The 26,941-nt window shown below is 46.6% G+C and carries 21 protein-coding genes and 1 pseudogene; 20 read left to right on the plus strand and 2 right to left on the minus strand.

Annotated elements, in window-relative coordinates; translation table 11 throughout:
* The first annotated feature begins 21 nt into the window (after positions 1-21).
* The 3 genes and pseudogenes from xrtG (at position 22) to MZO40_RS05225 (ending at position 3,643) form a co-directional block, all read left to right on the plus strand.
* Complete coding sequence (gene xrtG, locus MZO40_RS05215) at positions 22-621, plus strand: exosortase family protein XrtG (RefSeq protein WP_105961499.1); 600 nt, start codon at positions 22-24, stop codon at positions 619-621.
* Positions 621-1,975, plus strand: a pseudogene (locus MZO40_RS05220) (TIGR03111 family XrtG-associated glycosyltransferase). The gene xrtG and the pseudogene MZO40_RS05220 overlap by 1 nt, the downstream one beginning before the upstream one ends.
* Before the next feature lie 66 nt (positions 1,976-2,041).
* Complete coding sequence (locus tag MZO40_RS05225; protein WP_050338431.1) at positions 2,042-3,643, plus strand: TIGR03766 family XrtG-associated glycosyltransferase; 1,602 nt, start codon at positions 2,042-2,044, stop codon at positions 3,641-3,643.
* A 107-nt stretch (positions 3,644-3,750) separates the two neighbouring features.
* Here the strand turns inward: MZO40_RS05225 and MZO40_RS05230 are convergent, their stop codons facing one another.
* A complete protein-coding gene (locus tag MZO40_RS05230; protein WP_181186575.1) occupies positions 3,751-4,089 on the minus strand; it encodes a hypothetical protein in 339 nt (112 codons plus the stop codon).
* Between the two features lie 593 nt (positions 4,090-4,682).
* On the opposite strand from MZO40_RS05230, the gene MZO40_RS05235 reads away from it, so the two are divergent.
* From MZO40_RS05235 to holA, 10 genes are all read left to right on the plus strand, one after another.
* Complete coding sequence (locus tag MZO40_RS05235; protein WP_105961501.1) at positions 4,683-5,849, plus strand: FtsW/RodA/SpoVE family cell cycle protein; 1,167 nt, start codon at positions 4,683-4,685, stop codon at positions 5,847-5,849.
* A gap of 31 nt (positions 5,850-5,880) precedes the next feature.
* Positions 5,881-9,312, plus strand: a complete 3,432-nt coding sequence (locus MZO40_RS05240; protein ID WP_252133144.1) for a pyruvate carboxylase — start codon at positions 5,881-5,883, stop codon at positions 9,310-9,312.
* 1,141 nt (positions 9,313-10,453) lie between these two features.
* Complete coding sequence (locus MZO40_RS05245) at positions 10,454-10,762, plus strand: YlbG family protein (RefSeq protein WP_050338434.1); 309 nt, start codon at positions 10,454-10,456, stop codon at positions 10,760-10,762.
* 15 nt (positions 10,763-10,777) lie between these two features.
* A complete protein-coding gene (gene rsmD, locus MZO40_RS05250) occupies positions 10,778-11,341 on the plus strand; it encodes a 16S rRNA (guanine(966)-N(2))-methyltransferase RsmD (protein ID WP_101873308.1) in 564 nt (187 codons plus the stop codon).
* 2 nt (positions 11,342-11,343) lie between these two features.
* Positions 11,344-11,832: a pantetheine-phosphate adenylyltransferase gene (coaD, locus tag MZO40_RS05255; protein WP_101873309.1), complete on the plus strand. Its 489-nt coding sequence runs from the start codon at positions 11,344-11,346 to the stop codon at positions 11,830-11,832.
* Positions 11,829-12,878, plus strand: coding sequence for a SepM family pheromone-processing serine protease (locus tag MZO40_RS05260; protein WP_105920344.1), 1,050 nt, complete (start codon positions 11,829-11,831; stop codon positions 12,876-12,878). Before coaD ends, MZO40_RS05260 begins: the two co-directional genes overlap by 4 nt.
* Positions 12,879-12,975: 97 nt before the next feature.
* Positions 12,976-13,728, plus strand: coding sequence for a helix-hairpin-helix domain-containing protein (locus MZO40_RS05265; protein ID WP_088771114.1), 753 nt, complete (start codon positions 12,976-12,978; stop codon positions 13,726-13,728).
* A gap of 51 nt (positions 13,729-13,779) precedes the next feature.
* Entirely contained in the window at positions 13,780-14,268 is a 489-nt protein-coding gene (locus MZO40_RS05270) for a ComE operon protein 2 (protein ID WP_050338439.1), read from the plus strand.
* Positions 14,269-16,560 (plus strand): DNA internalization-related competence protein ComEC/Rec2, encoded by a 2,292-nt coding sequence (locus tag MZO40_RS05275; protein WP_105961246.1) that lies wholly within the window; start codon positions 14,269-14,271, stop codon positions 16,558-16,560. It abuts the gene before it with no gap.
* Entirely contained in the window at positions 16,520-17,575 is a 1,056-nt protein-coding gene (gene holA / locus MZO40_RS05280; RefSeq protein ID WP_252133175.1) for a DNA polymerase III subunit delta, read from the plus strand. Before MZO40_RS05275 ends, holA begins: the two co-directional genes overlap by 41 nt.
* Before the next feature lie 153 nt (positions 17,576-17,728).
* Here holA and rpsT read toward each other — a convergent pair whose 3' ends face one another.
* A complete protein-coding gene (rpsT, locus tag MZO40_RS05285; RefSeq protein ID WP_003639023.1) occupies positions 17,729-17,983 on the minus strand; it encodes a 30S ribosomal protein S20 in 255 nt (84 codons plus the stop codon).
* A 394-nt stretch (positions 17,984-18,377) separates the two neighbouring features.
* Between rpsT and rpsO the strand changes: the two genes are divergently transcribed.
* The 7 genes from rpsO to tig all read left to right on the plus strand — a co-directional run bounded on the left by rpsO (position 18,378) and on the right by tig (position 26,667).
* Complete coding sequence (gene rpsO, locus MZO40_RS05290) at positions 18,378-18,647, plus strand: 30S ribosomal protein S15 (protein WP_003639022.1); 270 nt, start codon at positions 18,378-18,380, stop codon at positions 18,645-18,647.
* 134 nt (positions 18,648-18,781) lie between these two features.
* Positions 18,782-19,984, plus strand: coding sequence for an MFS transporter (locus tag MZO40_RS05295; protein WP_050338442.1), 1,203 nt, complete (start codon positions 18,782-18,784; stop codon positions 19,982-19,984).
* A gap of 119 nt (positions 19,985-20,103) precedes the next feature.
* Positions 20,104-20,976 (plus strand): 4-hydroxy-tetrahydrodipicolinate synthase, encoded by an 873-nt coding sequence (gene dapA / locus MZO40_RS05300; RefSeq protein WP_003639020.1) that lies wholly within the window; start codon positions 20,104-20,106, stop codon positions 20,974-20,976.
* Between the two features lie 19 nt (positions 20,977-20,995).
* Positions 20,996-22,720 carry a ribonuclease J gene (locus MZO40_RS05305; protein WP_050338443.1) on the plus strand — a complete coding sequence of 575 codons (1,725 nt, stop codon included), beginning with the start codon at positions 20,996-20,998 and terminating at the stop codon, positions 22,718-22,720.
* 94 nt (positions 22,721-22,814) lie between these two features.
* Positions 22,815-23,729, plus strand: a complete 915-nt coding sequence (locus MZO40_RS05310; protein WP_105961245.1) for a hypothetical protein — start codon at positions 22,815-22,817, stop codon at positions 23,727-23,729.
* 213 nt (positions 23,730-23,942) lie between these two features.
* Positions 23,943-25,130, plus strand: a complete 1,188-nt coding sequence (gene tuf / locus MZO40_RS05315) for an elongation factor Tu (protein ID WP_050338445.1) — start codon at positions 23,943-23,945, stop codon at positions 25,128-25,130.
* A 202-nt stretch (positions 25,131-25,332) separates the two neighbouring features.
* Positions 25,333-26,667: a trigger factor gene (gene tig, locus MZO40_RS05320; protein ID WP_003639016.1), complete on the plus strand. Its 1,335-nt coding sequence runs from the start codon at positions 25,333-25,335 to the stop codon at positions 26,665-26,667.
* Positions 26,668-26,941 lie beyond the last annotated feature (274 nt).

Genomic DNA, 26,941 nt, shown 5'->3' on the forward strand with positions numbered 1-26,941 from the left:
AATTAATAGGACTGATATACGATGAATCTTAAGATTCTCCTAGGAATAGTAATATGGTTATATGGACTGTCAGTGCTCAAAAGAGCTCGGCTATCAGCTTTCTACTTTATTGTGGGAAGCGCCGGGCTCTTTTTTATTCTAACGGCGATTAGTCGCCCGTACTGGGTCTGGTTCTTTACGCACGCGGTAATTCACGGCGTGGCCCTTTTTACAGAGCTGACTAATTGGGGTCAGATTATGTTCAAAATGGGACTGGTTTATATCAATAACGTTGGTAATCCAGTTATTATGTCGATCGATTATGAGTGCTCTGGCATCATTGAAACGTGTGCTTTCGTTTCGTTGGTGGTCTTTTATCCGGCTTACCAGCGACGTGAAAAGGTCTTTTATGGCGTATTTGGACTGCTTTATATTTACCTGATTAACGTGCTTCGTTTAAATGTGGTGATTACAATCGTCCATTTTGGCGGCGGTGAAGCCTTTTTCCTAGCACATTCGGTGATTGGCCGCTTGATTTTTTACGTGTTGGTGATCGTACTGTATTACAACGTCTTCACGTATTCACAACTGGCACGAGGATTGTATCAACAGGTTGCTGATTGGAGGGATCGTTTACGGTGATGTATTGGCTAAACTTGGCGTTGACCAGGATGGGATTTTGGATTACGTGGGCATTGATTCCCATCGTCGTCGAAATCATCCCGTCAATCGTTTCGACTGCTAAATTGATGCATCGTCAGCGCCGGATGCCGAAACTTAAAGCACCGCAAAAATGGCCCTGGGTGACCATTATTGTTCCGGTTTATAATTCTGAGGACACTTTATTTGATTGTATTCGTTCGATTGATCGGCAGACGTATCCGAAACAGGCGATGCAGATTATTTTGGCGAATAATCAGAGTACTGACGATAGTTTTGGTGCGTATGCACGGGCCCAAGATGCCTTTCCTAACCTATTTTTACGCTATGTTAATACGGATAAGGGGAAGGCACGGGCACTGAACGCGGCGATTTATGAGAGTATTGGGAGTTATGTAATTAATATTGATAGTGACGGCCTGCTGGAACCAAACGCGGTAAAAAATATGGTCTTACGTTTTGAGAGTGACAACAGTATCGCGGCAATGACAGGCGCCGTACTGCCTCAGCGCCAACTCGTGCAGCAAGTGTCCGGATGGTGGCACCGACTGCTAGCTAAAAATGAGTATTACGAGTACGCGCAGGCCTTCTTATCTGGCCGGACGATTGAATCTTTTCGCGACCAATTATTTACGATGTCCGGGGCGTTTTCGGCGTTTCGGCGGGAAGTTTTGATGGAAACTTTTCTGTATGATACCGACACGATTGGTGAGGACACCGATATGACGTTTCAGATTCGGACTCGTTTGGGCAAAAAAGTCGTGATTTGTGCGAATGCCATTTTCTACGTGGAACCAATTTCCGGCTTTGCGGAACTCTATACCCAACGTCAGCGCGGCAACGTGGTGAACTGGAAGTGGCTCAAAACTACATGGCACAAACGGCGAGTCTCAGAGGCTTTTTCAAGGATTTTCTGGTACGGCGGATCATGATTGACCATACGTTTACGTTTCCACGGATGATTTGGACGTTTGCGACACTTGTCTTGATTGCGTTTGGTTATTCAACGCTGGTCGTGGGCTTGTCCTACCTACTCATCTATGGGCTATACGTGCTGGTAGGTGTGATTAACTTTATCAGCGTGGGGATTCTTTTGAAGCCGTATCCGGCTGAACGACGTTTTTACTCACGTCTATGGTGGTTGACTTTGACGCTGCCCATATACATGTTTTTGACCGGCTGGATCCGTTTGGTCGGCGTTATCAATGCGATGACGACCCATGCTACTTGGCGGATGCGAGGTTTTTCTGAAGAGTGGCACCAACTCATCGCGGTTTTACGTGATGATTGGCAAACGGTTCGCGATTATTATCGGCAGCGCCGCAAAGAAAAGTAACGGCGTCTCGTGTCGTAACTGGCCGGGGACGACATTTAACGAAGATTGAAATGGGGGTGATGTTGCATGAAAAATTACTTTTATCGGTTTAGTCACACGACGATCAGCGTGATTTGGTGGATCTTATTTGGCTTGACGTTAGTATTTGCGGTGACGTCACCCAATATCATTCTGGGCGACAATGCGACGTTTGGGACCAGTACAACGATGCTAACGACTAGTTTGATCATTGCAATCGTGGCGGTGGTTATTTTAAACGCCACTTATCCGCGAATCCACCGTTGGTTCGTGACGGTCTTCGTGACCCGCCAGCTCTGGACAGCAAGTGGACTACTCGCGTTAGTAGTGATTGGACAAATTATCTTCGTCACGTTTGTTCATCCCGTCAGTGGTTTTGATGCCGGCATGTTGCACTATGCAGCGACTAGCGCCAAACACGTCCAAGAAGTCGGGGTGACGGCCTATTATAGTCTCAACCAAAATAACATGCCAATCATGTTATTGATGCATTGGCTGTCAGAAGTGACAGGGCAGACTTCGTGGCAATTTTTTGATTATTTGACGTTGTTGTTTGTCGATTTATCCGCCATTTTCAATCTGGTCAGTGTGTGGGTCGTTCGGCGACAAGCGCTAGGCATCGCGTTGTATTTGCACGCTGCCTGGTTAGCCGTCTTTCCAAGTATCATCATGCCGTACACCGATGCATGGGGATTACCACTGGTTTCATTTTATTTATGCTGCTATTTTGTGATGCGGCAGACTGACTGGTCACCGTTACCACGATTGATTGCGGCGGTCGGTTTCGGAATCAGCGTCACTTTGACGTATTTCATGAAACCCTCTTCGATTATTCCCGTGATTGCCATTGTGATTATCGAAGGATTGGGTGCATTACATCGGCATGGTCCACTCAAGGGGCCGCGCGTCTTTATCGTCGTCGCCATGCTGATCCTAATGGTCGAAAGTGCAGGTTTCACTTATCATTACACTAACCGTGCGATTCAAGACCAGACGTATATCAGACTCGATAAATCCCGTGCCATTCCAGCGATTCATTTCATGGCGATGGGGGTCTACGGCAGTGGTGGCTACAGTGAAAAACAAGCGATTCAGATGGCGGTTCTACCCACTGAGCAACAGAAAACAGATTATTCAATTCGGATGCTCACACGGCGCCTGAAGCAATTAGGGCCGATGGGATATGTGTCCTTTCTAATCAAGAAGCAGCGCAACAACACGGCCGATGGAACGTTTGGTTGGCTCAAGGAAGGAAACTTCTTCCGCGAGAATCAAAAACCAAGTAACCGTGGCTTTAGTAATTGGCTCAAAAACTTTATCTATCTCTATGGCCGTCACATCGCGGATTTCCGTTACGTCGCCCAGTTGTGGTGGATCACATTGCTAGTCATTATTGCCATTGGAACTGGGCCGCGCCGGCAGCTAACGCAATTATTGCGGTTATCACTGATTGGTGGATTTCTTTTCCTACTGGCTTTTGAAGGTGGTCGGAGTCGTTACCTGATCCAATACTTACCCTGTTTACTATTACTAAGCAGTTTTTCGTTCGAACGCGCTGTCATCAATGTGCGGCGAGTGGCTGATTGGTATCACCGCAAATTAGCCCAAGCCATCGCGGCAGATGAAGCGAAGTCGACAGCTGATGATTGACCATGTTTGCTTTAAATCGAATTGATTATTAACCACTTTTGGCTGCTGTGCTGAAGGTGGTTTTTTAGGTGATGTCAGTAATAGTTTTGGACCACCCGTTGTGCCCGTCAGTATTTATCCTGAATTATGATTGAAAAGTGCCGGTTCTTAAAGCCAAAAGCGGCCAGCTGAGGACCGCTGGAAAATGGAGCGAGTTTTGCGTAGACCTGCAGTTGTGGACGCAGATTTAAGCCGACAAACCACGTCTTAAATACTGGTCTTTCACTAACCAAGCACAAGACGCTTGCTAAGTGAAATTTCACCACTGGGCCTTGTCCAGAATACCTGCCAGCCGGGGCAGTATTCGAAAGGTAGACATTTACGGCCCCAACTTTTTGTTGAATTAGTCGTTGGTTTCTTGGTACAAAGAAATTTTGATACTCAACAGTCAGACTGGTTTCTAACAATCGCTAAACTTCCTTACCCATGTTTCAACCCTCGGACAAGTAACTTTACTGGACCAGTCAGAATCTTCCCAGTGTTAAAATGCCATAAAGCATCATCAATATCGATTTAAAGTTTGCTCGAAGGACCTGTCTCCTAATATTCAGGAGTCAATCGCACCAAGTTAGGTGGCTGTTCATCGGCCATTCGAGCGGCTTCCCGACTGGAGGGGCCGGCTGACAATGCTCAGTAGCCAAGTTATTCTTAGCTGGAAGTGGTCTTCTTCCGGCTTAGAATAAGACTCGTATTTGAAATTACGCAGTGGGTTTCTGCGTGAGTTCAAATCGATGTCGGCTTACGTTCCAGCAATTGTCAGCCGGCCCCGGAAGTCGGAATAGGAAGGATACCGGCAGACGAACAGTACGCCAAGTAATCGTAATTCGTGAATGCCCTGTTTGTAAGCGGTTAAGCGTAACTTGGTTAAAAAACAGCAAATTAATCTGTGAAATTACTGTGTTAAAACTGACTTATGCTATAATTGTTGCAAGCAAGCAGTTCGAGCAATCGTGGGGAATATCATCGGACTGTTAGATTAATTAGGGTGGGATTTAAGCTCATGTGGAAAAAGTTACACTATATGGACTATGTGCTGTTTATCCCGTATTTGATTCTTAGCGGGATCGGCGTTGTCATGGTTTATTCATCGAGTTCATACGTGGCCGCACAAAACGGCTCGACACCCACCGGTTATTTAATTAAGCAACTGATCTGGGTCGTCTTGGGGTTAATCATCACCTTATTTTGTATGAACTTAAAGATTGACTACTTTAAGAAGACCAAATGGCTTGGGATTCTAGGGTTCGCCATGTTAGTTGTGTTAGTCGGGCTCCGATTGGTCGGTAAATCGATCAATGGGGCGGCTGGCTGGATTATTTTGGGGCCAGTTTCGATTCAACCGGCTGAATTTTGTAAGTTTTATTTAATCATTTACTTAGCCGCCATCATTGCTCAGCGTGAAGACGTTTTAGGCGTGGCCCGGTTTCGTGAATTAGGCCCACAGTTGGTGATGTTGTTAGCCATGCTGTTGCTGATTTTTGTCCAACCCGATTTAGGTGGGGCGACCATCAACTTGGCGATTGCAGCGGTGATTTTATTTGCGAGTGGGATTTCGTACTTGATCGGGGTCGGGGCTTTTCTGGGTGCTGTCGGGGCCTTTGAATGGATCCTCGTGCCCATCGTCAGTCGCTTACCGCAGAGTGCCTTTGCGAACTCCTACCAATTACGGCGATTCCTGGGTTTCTTGAATCCGTTCAAGACCGCTTCAGGTGCCGGGACTCAACTGGTAAATTCCTATTATGCGATTTCTAATGGGGGCTTAACGGGGGTCGGTATTGGGAATAGTTTGCAAAAGCGCGGTTATTTACCTGAACCGAACACCGATTTTATCATGTCGATCACGGCTGAAGAACTTGGCTTGATTGGGATCTTAATCGTGATGGGCTTACTGTTAGTGATCGTCATGCGAATCATCTATATTGGCGTCCGGTCGCATCACGCTTTCAATGCGTTGGTCTGTTACGGGGTGGCTGCCTACCTGACGATTCAAGCGTTTATTAACGTAGGTGGGATCGTTGGGTTGATTCCGATTACCGGGGTCACGTTCCCGTTCATGAGTTATGGTGGTTCCAGTATGATGGTGCTGACGTTGTCACTAGGATTAGTTTTAAATATTAGTGCCCTTGAAAAAATTGAACGGGCTAATACCGTTCGACAAGCTGATTAATTAGGATATTATTTGGAAATGAGGGATTTTGGTGAAGAAAGTATTAATTGCTAACCGTGGCGAAATCGCAACGCGAGTCATTCGTGCTTGTCATGAATTAGGCTTGCAGACTGTCGCAATTTACGCCAAAGAAGACGAGTTCTCCGTTCACCGTTTCAAAGCTGACGAAGCTTATCTGGTTGGTGAAGGCAAGGCGCCCATTGCCGCCTATTTAGACATCGAAGATATTATTCGAATTGCCAAAGAAAATCACGTTGATGCAATTCATCCAGGCTACGGTTTTCTAGCTGAAAATGCCATCTTTGCTCGGCGTATTGCCGAAGAAGGCATGATTTTTGTTGGGCCTAAGCCGGAACACCTAGAGATGTTTGGAGATAAGATTACAGCCAAACGGGTGGCACGGGACGTGGGTGTACAGACGATTCCTAGTACCTTGCACCCGGTAACGAGCTTGAACGAAGCACTCCAATTCACGCAACAATACGGTTATCCAATTATGATCAAAGCTGCCATGGGTGGTGGCGGTCGCGGGATGCGAATCGTCCATGAAGCTTCTGAACTACAAGAAGCCTTTGACCGGGCACGTTCTGAAGCAATGCAGTCCTTTGGCGATGATGAAATTTATTTGGAAAAATTCATTGCTAATCCCAAGCACATCGAAGTTCAGATTTTAGCGGATGCCCACGGTAATGTGATGCACCTGTTCGAACGTGATTGCTCTGTGCAACGGCGTAATCAAAAGGTGATTGAATTCGCACCAGCCGTTGCGCTGCCAATGGAATTGCGGCAAAAAATTTGTAATGCGGCAGTCGACTTGATGAAGAGCGTCCACTATTTAAACGCCGCCACCGTAGAATTTTTGGTGGAAGGCGTCCAGTTCTACTTCATGGAAGTCAATCCACGGGTTCAAGTGGAACATACTGTGACTGAAATGATTACCGAAATCGACATTGTGCACGCGCAGTTGAAAATTGCGATGGGTGGCGATTTGTTTAAAGACTTACGGTTACCACACCAAGATGAGTTGACTTATAAAGGCGCCGCCATTCAGTGCCGTATCACGACCGAAGACCCGGCGAACGACTTTATGCCAGATACCGGCCGAATCGAAACGTACCGGTCACCAGGTGGTAACGGCGTTCGTTTGGATGCTGGTAATACCTATTCGGGCGCAATCGTGACGCCATACTTTGACTCTTTATTGGTTAAGGCTTGTGTGGCAGCGCGTACCTTTAAGGCTGCCGTTCACAAAATGCGGCGGGTGCTGGTCGAATTTGATATTCGAGGCGTGAAGACTAACATTCCATTCATGCTCAATGTGATTGATGATCCAACGTTCCAAGCGGGCGAAGCGGGGACCCGGTTTATTGATCAAACACCGTCACTGTTCAAGTTCCCAGATGACACGCAACGTGAAGATAAGATGTTGAAGTACATCGGGAACGTGACGGTCAACGGTTTTGCTGACGTGGCACAACATTCCAAGAAGTATTACCCAGACGTCGAATTTCAGGATGACTTTGAGCCGATTGCACCCGATATTGTGACGGCTAAAGATGTGTTAGATTCGAAAGGCGTTAGTGGTTTACAGAGCTGGTTGCTTGATCAGAAACAGGTCTTGCTGACAGATACGACGATGCGCGATGCTCACCAAAGCCTGTTTGCGACCCGAATGCGGACCAAGGACATGTTGGCCGTTGCTGCGGCGTCACAAAAAGCGATGCCACAATTGTTCTCATATGAAATGTGGGGCGGTGCAACCTTTGACGTGGCATACCGATTCTTAAATGAAAATCCATGGAATCGTCTCAAAGAGCTACGCCAAGCCATGCCACGGACCTTGTTCCAGATGTTGTTCCGGGGGTCTAACGCGGTTGGTTACCAAAATTATCCGGATAACGTTATTCGTGAATTTATTTTGGAAGCGGCCAAGAGTGGTATCGATGTTTTCCGGATTTTTGATAGTTTGAACTGGATTCCACAGATGGAAAAGAGTATTCAGGCGGTCAAAGAAACCGGTAAAATTGCAGAAGCCACCATTTGTTATACTGGTGACATTATGGATCCGAACCGGCAAAAGTATGACTTGGCTTACTACCGGCAATTAGCGTTAGACTTACAATCGACGGGTGCTGACATCATTGCCATTAAAGATATGGCGGGTGTCTTGAAGCCAGAAGCCGCTTATGAGTTAGTGTCAACCTTGAAGGATGCCCTAACGATTCCAGTGCATTTACACACGCACGATACGACCGGGAACGGTATCTTTACCTATGCCCGCGCTGTGGATGCTGGTGTCGACGTGGTTGATGTTGCCGCCAGCGCTTTGTCTGGCACGACCAGTCAACCTTCGATGAGTACGCTTTACTATGCGTTAGCCCATAATGACCGGCAACCAGATATCGATATTAATAACGTTGAAGCAATTAACCGTTACTGGCAAGGCGTACGGCCATACTACCAAGACTTCTCAAATGGAATGACTGGGCCACAAACCGACATTTACCAAACGCAGATGCCTGGTGGTCAGTATTCTAACTTGCAACAACAAGCTAAGGCAATGGGCCTCGGCGACCGTTGGGAAGAAGTCAAGGCGATGTATGCGACGGTCAATGACATGTTTGGCGATATCATCAAGGTGACGCCAAGTTCTAAAGTGGTCGGCGATATGGCACTATTTATGATGGAAAATCACTTAACGCCAGAAGACATCTACGATCATGGTGACAAGCTCGACTTCCCTGAATCAGTGATTAATTTCTTTGCTGGTAATCTCGGCCAACCAGTCGGTGGTTTTCCAAAGAAATTGCAACAGATCATCTTGAAGGGGCATCCGGCATTAACGGTTCGCCCAGGTAGTTTGGCCAAACCAGCTGATTTTGAGGCAGTCAAGACAGAATTGTCAGCTAAGCTCGGTCACGAGGCCAACCATCAAGAAGTCTTGAGTTACATTCTGTATCCGAAAGTCTTCATGGATTATGATGCGAGCCACAAACGTTACGGGCACGTCTCACTGTTAGACACGCCGACCTTCTTCCAAGGCATGCGTTTAGGTGAAACGGTCAATATTGAATTGGCGAAGGGTAAGACGATGATCGTCAAACTCAACCAAATCAGTGATCCAGACGTGGATGGGGTACGAACCTTGTACTTTAGCATTAATGGGCAAAACCAAGAAATTATGATCAAGGATAATTCGGTTCATCAATCGTCAACCAGCACGCGCAAGGCGGAACCAACTAATGAAAATGAAGTTGGGGCAACCATGAGCGGCTCCGTATTGAAGCTGCTTGTCAAGAAGGGCCAGTCCGTTAAGAAGGGCGAACCTCTACTGGTTACTGAAGCGATGAAGATGGAAACGACGATTCAAGCGCCTGAAGATGGTCTGATCGAACACATCTATGTCAGTGCGGGCGACGTTATTCAGACGGATGACTTGTTATTGGAAATTGCACCACAGTAATTGGTATTAGGCGCAAGTGGATTACGATTGATCCATTTCGTGCAAACAGTACAGACTCAAAATCATCAATGGCTATGGCTGTTGATGATTTTTAGGTTTAGACGTTAGAAACAGGTTAGGCCGGGAATTCAGAAGTTAGTTGACGAAATCCAGAATCTAGCCTAACATTTAAACAACAGTATTACGCATTGTGCGAGTTAATTTGTCATGAATCATAATCAAAACGTGCCATTTATGAAGTTCAAAACCGCCAGCTAAGGATCGCTGAAAACACGGCAAGTTAGCGTAAACCTGTTTTATGGTTGCGTCCTACTCCGGCTTACAGGCATTCTGGGCAATGGCCGGAACGTGGTGGACACAGATTTAAGCCGACAAATCACGTCTTAAATACTGGTCTTTCACTAACCAAGCACAAGACGCTTGCTAAGTGAAATTTCACCACTGGGCCTTGCCCAGAATACCTTCCAGCCGGGATCCTATTCGAAAGGCGGACATTTGCGGACCCCAACTTTAAATGAACCGGTCGTTGATGTTTGATACACGCCATGTTGGCATTCCACTGTGAGACTGACAAGTTTCTACGCTATCTTACTGTATTTCGATTCTGCAAACTTTCAGCTTTACTAAAGGTTGTATAGGTTTCGTCTACTCGCCTGAGATGACAAAGTCTTTATGCTAAGTGAAAGGCAACGCAATCGACTGAATTCCTGCCATCTTACCAACATTTAGATGCGACAAATCAGTGTAATGCTGATTCAAAGTTTGCTTGAAGGTACCGTAACTAAATAGCTATGGGGCAATTGCACCAAGTTAGGTGGCCGTTCATCCGCCATTCGAGTGGCTTCCCGACTGTAGGGGTTGGCTGACAATGCTCAGTAGCCAAATTATTCTTAGTCGGAAGTGGGCTGCTTCCGGCTTAGAATAAGACTCGTATTTGAAATTGCGCAGTGGTTTTCTGCGTGAGTTCAAATCGATGTCGGCTTACGTTCCAGCAATTGTCAGCCAGCCCCGGAAGTCGGATTAAGACGATCACTGGCTGACGAACAGGAATCCACTAACTGGCACGTTTTGATTATCTTCAGTGCTAAATAATAACTAACACAACGCGTAACAGTAATTTATGTAGAAGAGGTGAGGTTCGATGGATTTTACAGTTAAGCCGCGTCGTTCGTTGATCGTGTATCTTTATTCGATGAAGCAGGTGCGTCAACTGAAGCGTTTTGGATTGATTCAATATCAATCACGTAAGCAACATTACGTCGTGTTGTACATGGATGAACATCAAATTCCGGCAGCCACGACGAAAATTAAAAAATTAAATTTTGTCCGCAAGGTAGAACCGTCGTACCGGCCGGACGTTGCCATGAACTTTGGTGAACGGGTGGATCAGGGCTTTTTCAAGCCAACGACGACCGGTGCACCTGACGACGATGATGATGAAGAAGATTAAGTTGGTGAAAAAGAGATGCGAATTGTAGCAGGTGACTTTGGTGGCCGGCGCTTAAAGGCGGTTCCTGGAATGCAGACGCGACCGACCACGGATAAAGTCAAAGAAGCGGTGTTTAATATTATTGGCCCGTACTTCGATGGTGGCCAATCACTAGATTTATTTGCCGGCAGTGGTGGGCTGAGTATCGAGGCAGTCTCGCGTGGTGTCGACCGCGCCGTTTTGATTGACCGCCAGTATCAGGCCATTAAAACGATCAAGGATAATATTGCGGTGACTAAGGCCCCAGACCGCTTTGAAGTCATTAAAGGTGATGCTCAGCGGGTTCTAGACCGACTAGCTGCACAAAATGAGCGTTTTGACTGGGTATTTTTAGACCCGCCGTACGCTCAGCAACAAATTGTCAAGGACATTCAACGCTGTGCGGCCCTGGGCTTGTTGAATCCGGGTTGCCACATCGTGTGTGAGACTGATACGAATGCCAATTTGCCCGCAGATTTGCCTGGCTTTGCCTTGGTTCGGCAACAGGATTACGGCATTACAGTCATTACCATTTATCAAAAAGTAACGGAGGAAGTCTAGTTATGGTGACAGCAGTTTTTCCCGGAAGCTTTGATCCCATTACCCGGGGACATCTGGATATGATTCAGCGCGCGAGTCGGTTTGTCGATCATTTAATCGTTGCGGTGATGGTCAATACCAGCAAACAACCCTTATTTACGATGGCCGAAAAGGTTGCCATGATCAGTGCGGAAGTCAGCGATTTGCCGAACGTGGAGGTGCAGGCTGCAACCGGTTTAACGGTTGATTTCATGACCAGCGTCCACGCGACAGTCCTGGTTCGAGGACTACGTAATGAACAGGACTTTGGCTATGAACGTGATATCGCCTGGATGAACAAGTCGTTGAATGATTCGATTGAAACGATTTGCTTGATTGCCCGCCCACCGTACGCTTATTTTTCCTCGAGTTTAATCAAGGAAGTGGCTAAGATGGGGGCGGATGTTTCTAAATACGTCCCAACGGCGGTCGCTCAGAAGTTGCAGCAACGTTTAGGGAAGAGTGATCAATGAAGACGGTACAACGATTATGGAAACGGTACTGGGGCCTCGTTTTAATTGTGGTGGTACTACTGGTGTTTTTCTTACTGCCACTGCCATATTACATCGAGGGTCCCGGGAGCGCGGACAATTTAAAATCATTTGTGACGGTCAAGCACCATCCTGACAAACGGCGTGGTAAATTCATGTTGACGTCGGTCGCAGAAGCCCCGGCAACACCGGCTTTGTGGCTGTATGCACAGTTGAATCCACACTATGACGTCGTTAGTGCCGAAGACATGACGGGTGGTCAAGACGATGCGACTTATAACCGAGTTCAGAAGTTCTACATGCGTAGTGCAATCAATGAAGCAATTGCCACAGCCTATTCAGCGGCACACCGGAGCTATCGAACGACCTATCAAGGCATTTATGTGTTAGATATTCAGTCGAATTCGAAGTTTAAGCACCAGTTGAAGGTCGGTGATACGATCACCAAGGTCGATGGTCACCATTTCAATACGGCGAGCGCCTATCAACGCTATATTAGTAAGCAGGGCGTTGGTCATCGTGTGACGATTAGCTATCGCCGCAATGGCAAGACCAAACAGGCGACAGCACCCTTGGTTAAGCTGAGTACGCACCGGGCCGGAATCGGGATTACGCTGACTGATAATGTCAAGGTCACCACCAAGATTCCGGTCAAAGTCGATCCTGGCCAAATTGGTGGTCCATCCGCAGGCCTGATGTTTAGTTTGCAGATTTATCAGCAATTAACCAATCAGAATTTACGGCATGGTCAAAAAATCGCTGGGACTGGTACGATCGATCAAAATGGTCAGGTCGGTGAAATCGGCGGCATCGATAAAAAGGTGATTGCGGCCAAACGGGCGGGTGCGACAATTTTCTTTGCACCGTACGTCAAACCGACCAAAGCGCTCTTAGCTGTTGAAGAGCAGGGCAAGACCAATTATCAATTGGCGAAAGCCACCGCGAAAAAGTATGCGCCCAACATGAAAGTTGTGCCAGTCACGTCGTTCAAGCAGGCAGTACATTACTTACAAACCCATTCAAAATAATTGAATTAGTTACTGAAAAGTTTGGGGTGAAACCCAAACTTTTTTCGTGGATTCACGCCTCGTTTGACGTAATTATTCGTTGAAGGGGTGAGAGTGAATGACAACTTGGATTCAATTTGCAAAAAATCACTGGCGCGTTCTTGCGATTGTGAGCGCCGCGGTTCTGATTCTACTAACTGGTTTAGTGCTGAGTCAGCATCGTCAACCAGAGGCCGCCGTTGCGACCAATGTGTTTGATCCGACTGCGGGCGCTAGTGGGGCTGATCCGACAATGATGAGTGGCAGCCAGAGTAGTCACGGGAGAGCCGCTGGTGCGTCTTCGGTAGCGACAGGCGCATCAGGAGCGGCAGTCAATCCCGCGACGACCAGCTCAGCGCCCGGCTTTGTCGACGTGAAAGGTGCGGTTAACAAACCCGGGCTTTATCAGGTCACCAGCAGTATGCGGGTGGCCGACGTGATTCAACTCGCACAGGGGATGCAACCCCAAGCGGACCAACAACAGGTCAATTTGGCGGCAAAGGTGACGGATCAACAAGTGGTCTACGTGCCAGCTAAGGGTGAACAGTTGCCCGCAATTGCAACGGCAACACCGAGTCCGACACCTGCGACGACCACTGCTGGGGGCGGCTCACCAGCAAGTACTAGTGCAGGTTCGAGTGAGAAGGTCAATTTGAACACGGCCGATGTTGCAGCGTTTCAAAAGCTGAGTGGGGTCGGTCAGAAAAAGGCCGAAAAGATTATTGCTTATCGGCAACAGCATGGTAATTTTAAATCTGTCGATGATTTGAAAAATGTAAGTGGTTTTGGGGAGAAGACGGTCGCAAAATACAAAGACCAACTGACCGTCTAGTTTCGAAGCGGACAATTTGTTATACTACTGTCATTGAAAGCGAGGCATAAGATGATGAAAGATCAACGAATTCCATGGGATCAATATTTTATGATGCAAGCGGTGCTCCTGTCTAGCCGGAGTACCTGTGAACGCCTATCGGTCGGTGCAACCATCGTCCGGGATAAGCGGATTATCGCGGGTGGTTACAACGGCTCAGTTTCGGGCGATGTGCACTGTATCGATGAGGGCTGCTATTTAGTTGATGGTCACTGTGTGCGGACGATTCATGCGGAAATGAACGCTATTCTGCAATGTGCGAAGTTTGGCGCTGCAACGGATGGTGCTGAAATCTACGTCACGGATTTTCCGTGCTTGCAATGCACCAAGATGCTGCTGCAGGCTGGTATCACCAAAATTCATTATTTACGTAATTATCACAACGACGATTATGCCATGTCACTGATTGAACGGAAACACGTGGCACTTCAACAGGTCAAGTTCGACCAATCGGACTTAGACAAATTGAATCTTAACCAGATTTTACTTAATCGTGACTAAGTGCGCCCGTTATTTTTCGCCGCAATTAGTTGCGGTCTACTTAGTAGTTGGTTAGTAAGCCAACAACCGATTGCCGCAGTGTTGCTCGGACTGTGGCTCTTTCGGGTCTGGTGTTTGCGCGAGCGGCATACACTGATGGTAACGTTGGTATGTGTGGTGGGCTTTGCCGGTTGGTTTAGCTGGCAAAATCACCGTTTTGAACATTTAGCGGCGCTGCCGAGTCAGTCAATGCAGGCTGAGTTAACCGTCCAACCAGATGCGATCTCGATTCGGGGTGGTCAGTACCAACTGGTGGCTAACGGTTCGGTTGGACGCGTGTTAGTCAGAGGCCAGTTAAAATCCGCCCATGATAAGCAGTGGTTACAACGGGTAACCAGACGAATGGTATGGCACGCTCAGGGGACGCTGGCACCCATTGATCCACCGACCAATCCCGGTCAATTTGATGCTCCCATGTATTATCGCAGTCAGGGGATTGCCCAACAACTGACGCTCACGCAGGTGTTTCAGATTCAAGCAGCGCCGCGTACCGGGTGGTTGGGAATTGTTGACCGCTTACATCAGTGGCGTTGGGCTTTTGCACAACGTTGTCAGCAATTACCACCGATGTTGGCCCGTTATGCGAGTTCTTTGTTGGTTGGATTGCGGCCAGCTGATTTTCAATCGACGATGGGGGCAGTCCAACAATTAGGCTTACTGCACCTTTTCAGTCTCTCTGGGATGCACGTGATCTTACTGATTAGCTTCTTAAAATGGGGACTGATCCGGCTGCATTTAAGCAGGCAAGCGACGGACTATTGGCTATTAGGATTATTGCCGGCTTATCTAATCTTGGGTGGTGGCGCCGATAGTCTACAACGCGCTGTCATTACCGCAGCCTTGCCAATTGTTTGGGAGCTCGTGACGCACCGAACGAGTGGTGCGTTGCGCGGTTGGAGTCTAGCGTTGATGATTGGATTGATTCATAATCCATTAGTCTTGAGTCAATTAGGGGGCCAATTGAGTTATGGTTTGGCCCTGCTATTGATTTTGATGCCGAGCATGCCATCTTGGAAGTTGGCGGTGTGGATTCAAGTGATCAGCTTGCCGGTCTTGTTAGTCGCGACTGCTCAGTGGCATGCGTTGTCGTTAGCGGTCAATTTAATCGTCGCGCCACTCTTTAGCTGGTTGTTATTTCCTGTAACCATGATTGGGGCGATTTTTGGCACGCAGGTTCCGGGAATCACTAGCAGTTGTGAATGGCTATTAGTCAACTTTCAAACGTGGCTGGACTGGGTCAGTCACTGGCCAGGATTACTCGTGTTGGGCCAGCCGAATGCCATCTGGCCGTGGGGACTCAGTTTGCTGAGTTTGTGGTTGTTGCGGACGCCGACGCGCCGGTACCGGCGATTATTAGTGTTGGCATACGGGTGTTTTATCCTCAGCATGCGATTCCCGTTGCATGGCGCCGTGCAGTTCATCGACGTCGGGCAGGGTGATTCAATCCTGATTCGGCAGCCGTTTAACCGACAAGTGAGTCTGATTGATACCGGCGGCCGGCTGCATTTTTCCAAGCCCCACTGGCAAGATGATGGCTTGACACCTAAGGCTCGAGTCGAGACCATTACCGTTAATTATTTGCATCGACTGGGAATTACGCATTTGGATACGGTATATTTGTCGCATAAAGACGTTGATCATATCGGTGATCTGGGTGAATTACTACGCTTGATGCCAGTTAAACGAGTCGTGGTACCAGCTGGAATGGCACATTTAGATAAGTTTCAAAAATTATTGCAGCCGGCGAAACAGCCACCAATTGTGATGGAAGCGCTGGCTGGGCAGACGTTTGCGGACGGATTGACAGCCGTTCATCCGTTTCGACCAGGCCGGGCCGAAAATGAAGATTCGTTGGTGCTCACGGGTGTCTTTGGTCAGCGCCGTTTTATGTTTACGGGTGACCTGGACCGAGCTGGAGAACGGGCAATCGCTGCCCGCTATCCGCAATTACGGGTGGATGTGTTAAAATTAGGACATCACGGCAGTAAAACGGCGTCGGACCCTGAAGCGTTGCAACAGCTCGGGGTGCGACAAGGGATTCTTTCGGTTGGCCGCCATAATCGGTACGGTCATCCCAATCAAGAAACACTGACGACTTTAGCCAATTTACGCATTGAAACGTATTCCACGGCCCTGCAAGGCATGATTACTTATCGATTTTTTAATCATCGGCAGGGACAGTGGCAAACATTTTTGAAGGAAGGTAATCGCTATCAACGCACAGCAAGCGTTAAAAACGATTCGCAACGGTGAACTTGCACCGATTTATGTGATTTTAGGAACCGTCGACTATTTAGCGGATCAACTCAAACAGGCGTTGACGCAGCAAATTCCGACTGAAGAACAAACGATGAACGTCGGCAGCTATGATATGGAGACCACACCGGTCGCAGTCGCACTCGATGATGCGATGTCAGCGTCATTTTTTGGTGAGCGCCGGCTGGTCTTTATCAACCATCCGTATTTTTTGACGGGTGAAAATAAAAAGACCAAGGTCGATCACGATTTGGACTCGTTACAGCACTATCTTGAACAACCGGAGCCAAGCACGATTCTAGTGTTAATGGCCCCTTACGAGAAGTTAGATGCGCGTAAAAAGCTCGTCAAAACGCTCAAAAAACAAGCAACGATGATTGAAATCAATCAGGTGTCGGAGGCGGAGACCCAGCGCTACGTCCAGGCAGCTTTGGATGAGAAGAAGATTCGTATCGATGCGGATGCGTTGCAAGAATTGGTCAATCGAACGGATGGGCAGTTAGGACTGATTATGGGTCAACTACCGAAGTTAATGATTTACGCCGCTCAGTCTCAGCAGATTGATTTGGCGGCAGTACAAGCGTTAGTGACTAAATCGCTGACACAGAATGTGTTTGACCTTGTTAATGACGTCTTACGTTATCGCACGCAGCCAGCAGTAGAGCTGTACCACGAATTGGTTGCGGCTCAAGAAGCCCCCTTAAAGATCAATGCGATTCTGTTAGGCCAATTTCGATTATTGCTACAAGTTAAGATCATGGCGCAGGCGGGTTACAGCCAGGGCAGTTTGGCCAGCACGTTAAAAGTCCACCCGTACCGCGTCAAGTTAGCGATGCAAACGGTGCGCCATTTTGATCAAGCAGCTTTACGCGCCGCTTACTTAGGATTACTGCAAACTGAAGAACAAATGAAAACGACGCAACGTGATCCCGAATTGCTGTTCGAATTATTCATGGTGCAGTTCGTGAACGAGCGGCGAACGGCAACACGAGCACGGTCGGGGGCTTATTAGGGTCAATAATGAATACGTCACCATCTAAATTACGGTTAATCTAAAAAACATCTGAACCAGGGCAAGGAGGCCCACGGTTCAGATGTTTTTTAGATCGTTCATTAATTTTTTATATAAAAAAACGCCATCGCAAGGCTCAGGCGTTAAATTAGCTTATTTTGCGTAACGTGCGGCCATCCGTGACTTGTCACGGGCAGCTTTGTTGCGCTTGATAAGACCTTTAGAAGCAGCCTTGTCAACAGCGCTAGCAGCTGCGACGTAAAGTTCGTCGACATTGTCGGCACCGGCAGTCTTAGCAGCTTCAAATTTCTTAACAGCAGTCCGCATCGCACTCATTTGGGCGGTGTTACGGGCGTTTGCTTTATTGTTTGTTTTCACGCGTTCAATAGCGGATTTGATAATTGGCATCAGATTCACCTCCATCATTTTTTCAACAAATGCTATTATACATAAGCCCCGGCTTGATTGCAACCGTTATGTGTAAAGTAATTTATCTTGATACACGTTTCAACCGCGAGTTAGGGCAGGTCAATCAGGATGAAAAAGGCTAGTAGCCGCGGATTGAATGCCGGACGGTCTCAGATGGTGTATTCGGCTACCATGCTGATTTATACGTTGTTGATCTGCAGGGTTACGACCAATTTGATCACATGACGTTGAACTTCGCTTGTCACTAGACTTGCATTTTAATGGGGAGTTTGCTAGACTATACCAAGTGTTAAGCAACCCTTTACTTAGTTTATCGCGCACCACCAACGATTTACTCAGTTTAGGGCAATTATTGGAAAGGTGGTTGAAACACATGGCAATTTCACGCGAAAAGAAGACGGAACTTATTAACAAGTATGCCCGTCACGAAGGCGATACTGGTTCAGTTGAAGTCCAAGTTGCAGTTTTAACAGAAGACATCAACGAATTAAACGAACATTTACGTGTTCACAAGAAGGATTTTCATTCACAACGTGGGTTGATGAAGAAAATCGGTCATCGTCGTAACTTGTTAGCTTACCTTCGTAAAGAAGACGTTAACCGTTACCGTGACTTAATCCAAAGTCTTGGTCTTCGTCGTTAATATTGAATTTAGAAGAGCTGCCTTCGGGTGGTTCTTTTTTTGTACCATTACAAAAACGATACATAAACTTTATCAAACTCAAACAACCGTTCGCTATACTGAAAACTATTAAAACGGATGATTGAGGAGATTTTATGCAAGCGACGACAACATTGACCCGCAATTTTAGGATTCTATGGTTTGGCAGTCTGATTACAGATTTAGGTAACGCGATGACCTTGCCCTTTATTGTGCTTTATATTCAAACGCTGGGACATTATTCCACGACGCAGTTAAATTTACTTGGTGCGGCCGCCTTCGCAGTCACGTATGCTTGTAAAGCACTTGTGGCACCGTTATGGGGTCGACTGGCTGATCAGAAGGGCCGTAAATTAATGTGTTTGCGCGCTTCTGGCATGATGACGTTGACGATTCTGGGCGTGGGTTTAGCCCCCAACGTGACGATTCTGCTTATCTTGCGTGCGGCGCAGGGTGCTTTTTCGGGATATATTAATAATGCCAACGCACTGATTTCATTAACAGCACCAGCGGAGCGTCGGGGACAGTGGCTGAGCAAGTTAGTGACGGGAAGTATTAGTGGCACACTAATGGGTCCGCTTCTCGGGAGTGTGCTTGCGAATACGGTTGGTTACCGCGGAGCCTTCATCGTTACGAGTGGCTTGATGGCGATGGTTTTTGTCATGACGTTGTGGGGCGTTCAGGAAGACGTGACACCCGTTAGTCGGCAGGCTTTGGCACCACTACGACCGATCTTGAAGCAAATTGGTGGGGTGTTTATCATGGCGCTCTTAACCTCACTCTTAGTTGTTCAGGCGACCACGAATGCGGTAACGCCCATTTTGAGTTTGTTTGTAATGCAGTTAGCGCCACAAGCGTCGTCGCACACGATTGTCCTGTTGACGGGGCTCGTCGCGGCTGCACCCGGGGTGGCGACGATTTTAATGGCCGGCCGAATTGGTCGATTGATTGACCGGCTCGGTGCGGGGCGATGTCTCCTCATATTTCTCGGGCTCGCTATCAGTGATCTAATTCTGACGAGTCTGGTACAGCAAGTTGGCCAATTGATTATCCTGCGCTTGATCTTAGGAATTGCGGATGCGGCGTTATTACCTGCCTTGCAAGTGATGACGGTCGAACGGGTGCCACAAGTTGCGTTTGGTCGGGTTTTTAGTCTCAATCAATCAGCACAGGCTTGTGGTAATGTGGTTGGTCCTGGGCTGGCCGTGCTAGTTGCTAATCAGTGGGGATATCAGCCGATTTTTCTCGTGACAGCCAGCTTGCAGGTCATTGCACTGGGGCTTTGGGGGCTATATTTTCATCAACAACCAGGGCGCTGAGCCCCAATCGAATGGTCTAACTATTGCTTTACTTTAAAATGTGGTAAACTGAAAAGAGTTACTTAATCGGAACAGGTACATTGGGTACTTGTAAATTTTAATAGAGGAGTTTTTAGATCATGAACTTTGCAAACGTTGACTTGATGACCGCAATGGTGACCCCCTTCGATGATCACCAACAACTAGACGAAAAGCGGTTGGCAAGCTTGATTGAACATTTATTGGCGCATGGGACGCAGGGTATCCTAGTAGGCGGTACCACTGGTGAAGCCCCAACGTTGACTGAAGATGAGAAGTTAACCTTACTTAAAAAAGCCGCTAAAATCGTGGACGGCCGGGTGCCAATCGTGGCCGGGACTGGTTCTAACAGTACTGCTGCGACGATTGCCTTCACCAAGAAGGTCAGCCAAATTGACGGTATCGATGCCGCATTAGTAGTGGTTCCTTACTATAATAAACCTGACCAAGCTGGAATGATTGCACACTTTACGGCCGTCGCTGAACAGGGTGGCTTGCCAGTGATTATTTACAATATTCCTGGCCGCGTGATTGTTAAGATGGAAGTTTCAACCGTTTTAACGTTGGCTCAAAACCCAAATATCATTGGGATCAAGCAGTGTGCATCAATGGAAGAATTTGGCGCAATCGTTGAAAACGCACCAGCTGATTTTCTAGTCTACACTGGTGAAGATTCTCAAAGCCTAGCAGCTAAGGAAATTGGTGGTGCCGGTGTGATTTCCGTGGCCAGTCATATTTACGGTGACGAAATGACCGCAATGTTTACTGCCATCGAACAGGGTGATATTGCGACAGCTGCGAAGTATCAACGTGACTTGACACCAAAGATGAGTGCGTTGTTTAGCGCACCATCGCCGTCACCAGTTAAGGCTGCACTGAACCATTTAGGCCAGCCAGTCGGTGATCCGCGGCTACCAATCTTACCATTAAGTGCTGAGCAAACAACTCAGTTATTTAAAACATTAAATATATAGAAGAATCAAGGTGAAATAATTGAGTTCAAAAATTCAAATTACCCCCTTTGGTGGGGTCCGTGAAAACGGCAAAAACATGTATGCTGTCGAAGTCGACGGTGATATCTATATCTTGGACTGTGGGCTGAAATACCCGGAAAATGAATTGCTCGGAATCGATATCGTTATTCCAGATTTCAGTTATTTGCGGGAGAATGCTGATCGAATCGTTGGTGTGTTCTTAACGCACGGCCATGCGGATGCAATCGGTGCTTTACCATACTTTTTAAATGAATTTAACGTGCCAGTTTTCGGTTCAGAACTAACCATTGAATTGGCTAAAATTCAGTTGCAGAAGGACCCACAAGCTAAGAAGTTTAACGATTTTCACGTTGTTAATGAGAAGACGGAAATTGACTTTGGTACGGTCACCGTCTCATTTTTCCGGACGACCCATTCAATTCCAGACTCCATGGGAATCGTACTACAAACGAGTGCCGGTGAAATTGTCTACACAGGTGACTTTAAGTTTGATCCAACGGCTGCCGGTGACTACCAAACCGACTTTGCGCGCTTAGCCGAAATCGGTTCAAAGGGTGTCTTGGCATTACTCAGTGATTCAGCCAACGCTGAAAACTACGAACAACCCGTGAGTGAGCGTGAGATTGCGGCCTACGTCTTGGAAACCTTCAAATATCATCCTGGTCGAATCATTGTGGCATCGGTCGCTTCAAATATCTTACGGATTCAACAAGTGCTTGATGCGGCAGCTAAGTCCGACCGTAAAGTAGCCTTAATGCCTGGTGATGTTGAAAGCATCGTCAAGACGGCCATTGACTTAGGCAAGCTGCACATGCCTGAAGATGTCGTTGTGCCGTTAAAGGCCATCGACAAGTTGAAGCCTGAACAGGTCGTTATCTTGCAGACTGGCCGCATGGGTGAACCCATCAAAGCTTTACAGCGGATGGCGAACAAGCAAGAGGGTAAGGTCAACATTGAAAAGGGTGACCTGGTCTTCATTACGACGACACCTTCCCATTCAATGGAAACAGTCGTTGCCAAAACTCGTGATATGATTTATCGCGCTGACGCAGACGTCAAAGCAATTGCGGATGAAATGAACTCATCGGGCCATGCTGCTAAGCGTGACTTGCAATTGATGATCAACATGATGAAGCCACAATACTTTATTCCAATTCAGGGTGAATATCGGCTGCTAGATGCGCACGCAAGTTTTGCGCGTGAAGTCGGAATTCCTGATGACCACGTCTTAATTGCTGCCAAGGGTGACCAATTACGTTATGATGGTGACACCATGCATTTAGCTGGCTCGATTGAAGTTGGAGACACCATGATTGATGGTATTGGCGTCGGTGACATTGGTAATATCGTGTTACGTGATCGGAAAATCTTATCCGAAGATGGTATCTTTGTGGCAGTGGTCACAATTGATCGTAAGAAGAAAAAGATTATTTCGACACCTAAGATTACCTCACGGGGCTTCGTCTACGTCAAGACTAGCAAAGATTTGATGCAGGAAAGCGCCGAATTGGTACGGACGACGGTCCAAGAAAATCTTGATAACAAGGAATTTGATTGGGGCCACTTGAAACAAGCGGTTCGCGAAAAGTTGAACCACTACTTGTGGGATCAGACAAAACGTCACCCGGTCATTTTACCAGTTATCATGGAAGTCAATCAGCACCACCGTCGAAGCAAAAAGTCAAAATCAAACAAGCCGGCTGAACGCCAACCGGAAGCTTAATCAGCGTAAAAAGTCGGAAGAAATTTCCGACTTTTTACTTTAGACTTTTATTTTGATTTATTTGCGGATTTTTTTAAGAGAGGAGCATGTTCAGATGACCCCAGCAGAGCGTCAAACAGCTGCTGAACAAGCAGTGGCCGAAAAAGACTGGAATCAAGCAGCTAATTTATGGGAACAAATTTATCAAGATGAACAATCGGCCGCCAATAATTTTCAGCTAGTGCGAGCGTTGGTTGCCGACCAGCAGTATGTCACCGCGCGCAATTACGCGAGTGAATTCGAAGGCCAATATCTGGCTTCCGATGAGGCGGCATCCGTGTATTTACGCGCGCTAATTGCTAATCATGAGTTTATCTCAGCGCGAATCGTGATTGTTGCACGCGGGAAGAGTGATTGGACCCAGGCGGCATTAACCACGCTCTCAGCCGCTGAAAATGACGCTGAGGCACATTTGCAGTCCACGTTGACAACCACGATGCGACATTTTTATCACTTGTCTGATCAGCCGGTTCAGGCACAGGTAGCCGATTTACAGGCGGCACGTCATCTGACCATGCAACGTTATTTGACCGCGGCCAAATTTTTACTGGTGGATCCGTTTTTGCATCCTTTGACACGTTCAGAGGTACTCTATACCTTACATGAACTGCAGGTGAACACACCGGTGCAGATGCAATGGTTACTGGATGATCGTCAACTGACACTTTGCCCGGCCGAGTTGACTGAAGTGGGCGCCGATGAAATCAGTTTAGCGACGAAACAGCTGCTTAAAATTCAGCTTGCTGACCAGGATGTCTTTTTATATGAAAATTTACGAGAACTTTTACAATTGCAGTTAATGTACTTATATCCGCGTCCAGAATTGGCAATTACTGATCCAGCGGACTGGGTGGCCGTCTTAATTGCACAGCAAACTGGTCAGGAGACGACCAACTTATCGGAAGAACAAGAAAAAATGATGAAAATTCAGCAGAAAATTCAGCAATTTAGTCTTGATTTACAACAATAATCATGCTTAATAAGAATTAACTAACAAAAATTCAATTTTTTGAATAATATCTGTTTACAAATCAGATTAGGCTATATATAATATTTAAGGATTCTCAGTGATGGGTGCGTAATTTGGCCTTTTCACTAGGATGTAGTATAATACTAACTAAAGAATTGTTGAGACTCTTTTGTCTTGGCATTATTCTTGCGAAAATCACAGGAGGTTTCATTAATGGCAAAAGAACATTATGAAAGAACAAAACCCCATGTAAACATTGGTACTATTGGCCACGTTGACCATGGGAAGACTACTTTGACCGCTGCAATCACTAAGGTATTAGCAGAAAAGGGCTTGGCTAAAGAACAAGACTTTGCTTCTATCGATGCTGCTCCGGAAGAACGTGAACGTGGTATTACTATCAACACCGCCCACGTTGAATACGAAACTGAAAAGCGTCACTACGCCCATATCGATGCCCCAGGACATGCTGACTACGTTAAGAACATGATCACTGGTGCCGCTCAAATGGACGGTGCGATCTTAGTTGTTGCCGCAACTGATGGTCCTATGCCACAAACGCGTGAACACATCCTCTTGGCTCGCCAAGTTGGTGTTGACTATATCGTTGTTTTCTTAAACAAGACTGATCTTGTTGACGATGACGAATTAGTTGACTTGGTTGAAATGGAAGTACGTGAATTACTTTCAGAATACGATTTCCCTGGTGACGATATTCCTGTTGTCCGTGGTTCAGCGCTTAAAGCACTTGAAGGCGACCCAGAACAAGAAAAGGTTATCATGCACTTAATGGATGTTGTTGATGAATACATCCCAACTCCAGTTCGTGATACTGAAAAGCCTTTCTTGATGCCTGTTGAAGACGTCTTCTCAATCACTGGTCGTGGGACTGTTGCTTCTGGTCGTATCGATCGTGGGACTGTTAAAGTCGGCGATGAAGTTGAAATCGTTGGTTTACACGAAGACGTTCTTAAGTCAACTGTTACGGGTCTTGAAATGTTCCGTAAGACGCTTGACTTAGGTGAAGCCGGTGACAACGTTGGTGCGTTATTACGTGGTGTTAACCGTGAACAAGTTGTTCGTGGCCAAGTTTTGGCTAAGCCAGGTTCGATCCAAACCCACAAGAAGTTCAAGGGTGAAGTTTATATCTTGAGCAAAGAAGAAGGTGGCCGTCATACGCCATTCTTCTCAAACTATCGTCCACAATTCTACTTCCACACCACTGATATCACTGGTGTTATTGAATTGCCAGACGGTGTTGAAATGGTTATGCCTGGTGACAACGTAACGTTCACTGTTGAATTGATTCAACCAGCTGCCATCGAAAAGGGTACCAAGTTCACGGTTCGTGAAGGTGGTCATACTGTCGGTGCCGGTGTTGTTTCAGAAATTGATGACTAATCTCTAACTGATTTTCATTGATTGATCTAAGCGACTTGGAAGTCTTCTTCCGAGTCGCTTTTTTTAAGGAAATCTATAATAACGGGCGTGCTTACGCGCTTTTTTAACCAATTCGGTTTACTTTACGGCAACGATAGGTTAAACTTAACAAGTATGCAATTGACTTGAATTGTAGAAATTATAATGTTTCGGAGGGAATACAATGGCTGCAAAGTGGGAAAAGAAAGAAGGCAACCAAGGCGAATTAACATTCGAAATTGGTGCTGACAAAATTAAAGAAGGTATTGACAAAGCCTTCCAACGGACTAAAAAGAACTTAAACGTTCCTGGTTTCCGTAAGGGTAAGGTTCCACGTCAAATCTTCAACCAAATGTACGGTGAAGAAGCACTTTATCAAGATGCTTTAAATATCGTGCTCCCAGAGGCATATGAAGAAGCAATCAAAGATACTGAAATTGAACCAGTTGACCAACCTCAAATCGATGTTGACAGCATGGAAAAGGGCAAGCCTTGGGTTCTGAAAGCCGTTGTTACGGTTAAGCCAGAAGTTAAGCTTGGTCAATACAAGGAACTTAGTGTAACGCGTCAAAACACGCGGGTTTACGCTAAGGACGTTGACGCTGAATTAGAATCACGTCGCGAAAAGCAAGCTGAATTAGTCTTGAAAGAAGACCAACCAGCTGCTAAGGGTGATACTGTCGTTATTGACTTCAAAGGTTTCGTTGATGGCGAACCATTTGAAGGTGGCGAGTCAGAAAACTACTCACTTGAATTAGGTTCTAACTCATTCATCCCTGGCTTCGAAGACCAATTAGTTGGTGTTAAGGCCGGCGACGAAACTGAAGTTAAGGTAACCTTCCCTAAGGATTACCAAGCTGAAGACTTGCAAGACAAAGAAGCAACCTTCAAAGTAACGGTTCACGAAGTTAAGACTAAGGAACTCCCTGAATTAGATGATGAATTTGCCAAGGATGTTGACGATGACGTTGACACACTTGAAGAATTAAAGGCTAAGATCAAGGATGAACTTAAGGAACAAAAAGAATCTGCTGCTCATGATGCCATTGAAGACGAAGCTTTGAACCAAGCTGTTGACAATGCTGAAATCGAAGCCATTCCTGATGCAATGAAGGAAGACGACATTCATCGTCAAATGGATCAATATTTAGCAAACATGCAACAACAAGGTATCGATCCTAAGACTTACTACAAGTTGACTGGTACGACTGAAGACGACTTGCACAAGCAATTTGCTGCTGACGCAGAACGTCGGGTTAAGACTAACTTGGTCTTAGAAGCCGTCGTTGAAGCTGAAAACATCAAACCATCTCAAGATGAAATTGCTGCCGAAGTTAAGGACTTAGCTAGTCAATACAACATGGAAGAAAGCGCAGTTCGTGGCGCATTAACTGATGACATGTTGTCACATGACATCGCCATTCGCCAAGCTGTTGACTTGATTGCTGATTCTGCAAAGCAAAATGCCAAAGCAGACGACAAAAAAGATGACAAGAAAGACGATAGCGACAAGGACTAATTTTCTTTGAACGCAATCAGTCAGAAGGCCTTGGAAGGTTTTGCTTCCAGGGTCTTTTTACATAGCGTGGTTAAATGCCAATGCGCCTAATTAAGTGATAGTAACTGGATCCCATGTGTGACGGTTAGGCAGTAGGGAAGGCAATCTTGAACAAATAATTTCGGGAATAGGTTCGTCCATGTTATAGTAGTGGACGTAGAAGACAGTGCCTAAGCTGGTTTTAGCTTGGCTTTTCTGTTATGATTAATCCATGTAAATACATCGATGAGGTGAG

The organism is Lactiplantibacillus sp. B652 (genome assembly GCF_023806745.1).
In the GTDB taxonomy this organism is placed as follows: domain Bacteria; phylum Bacillota; class Bacilli; order Lactobacillales; family Lactobacillaceae; genus Lactiplantibacillus; species Lactiplantibacillus pentosus.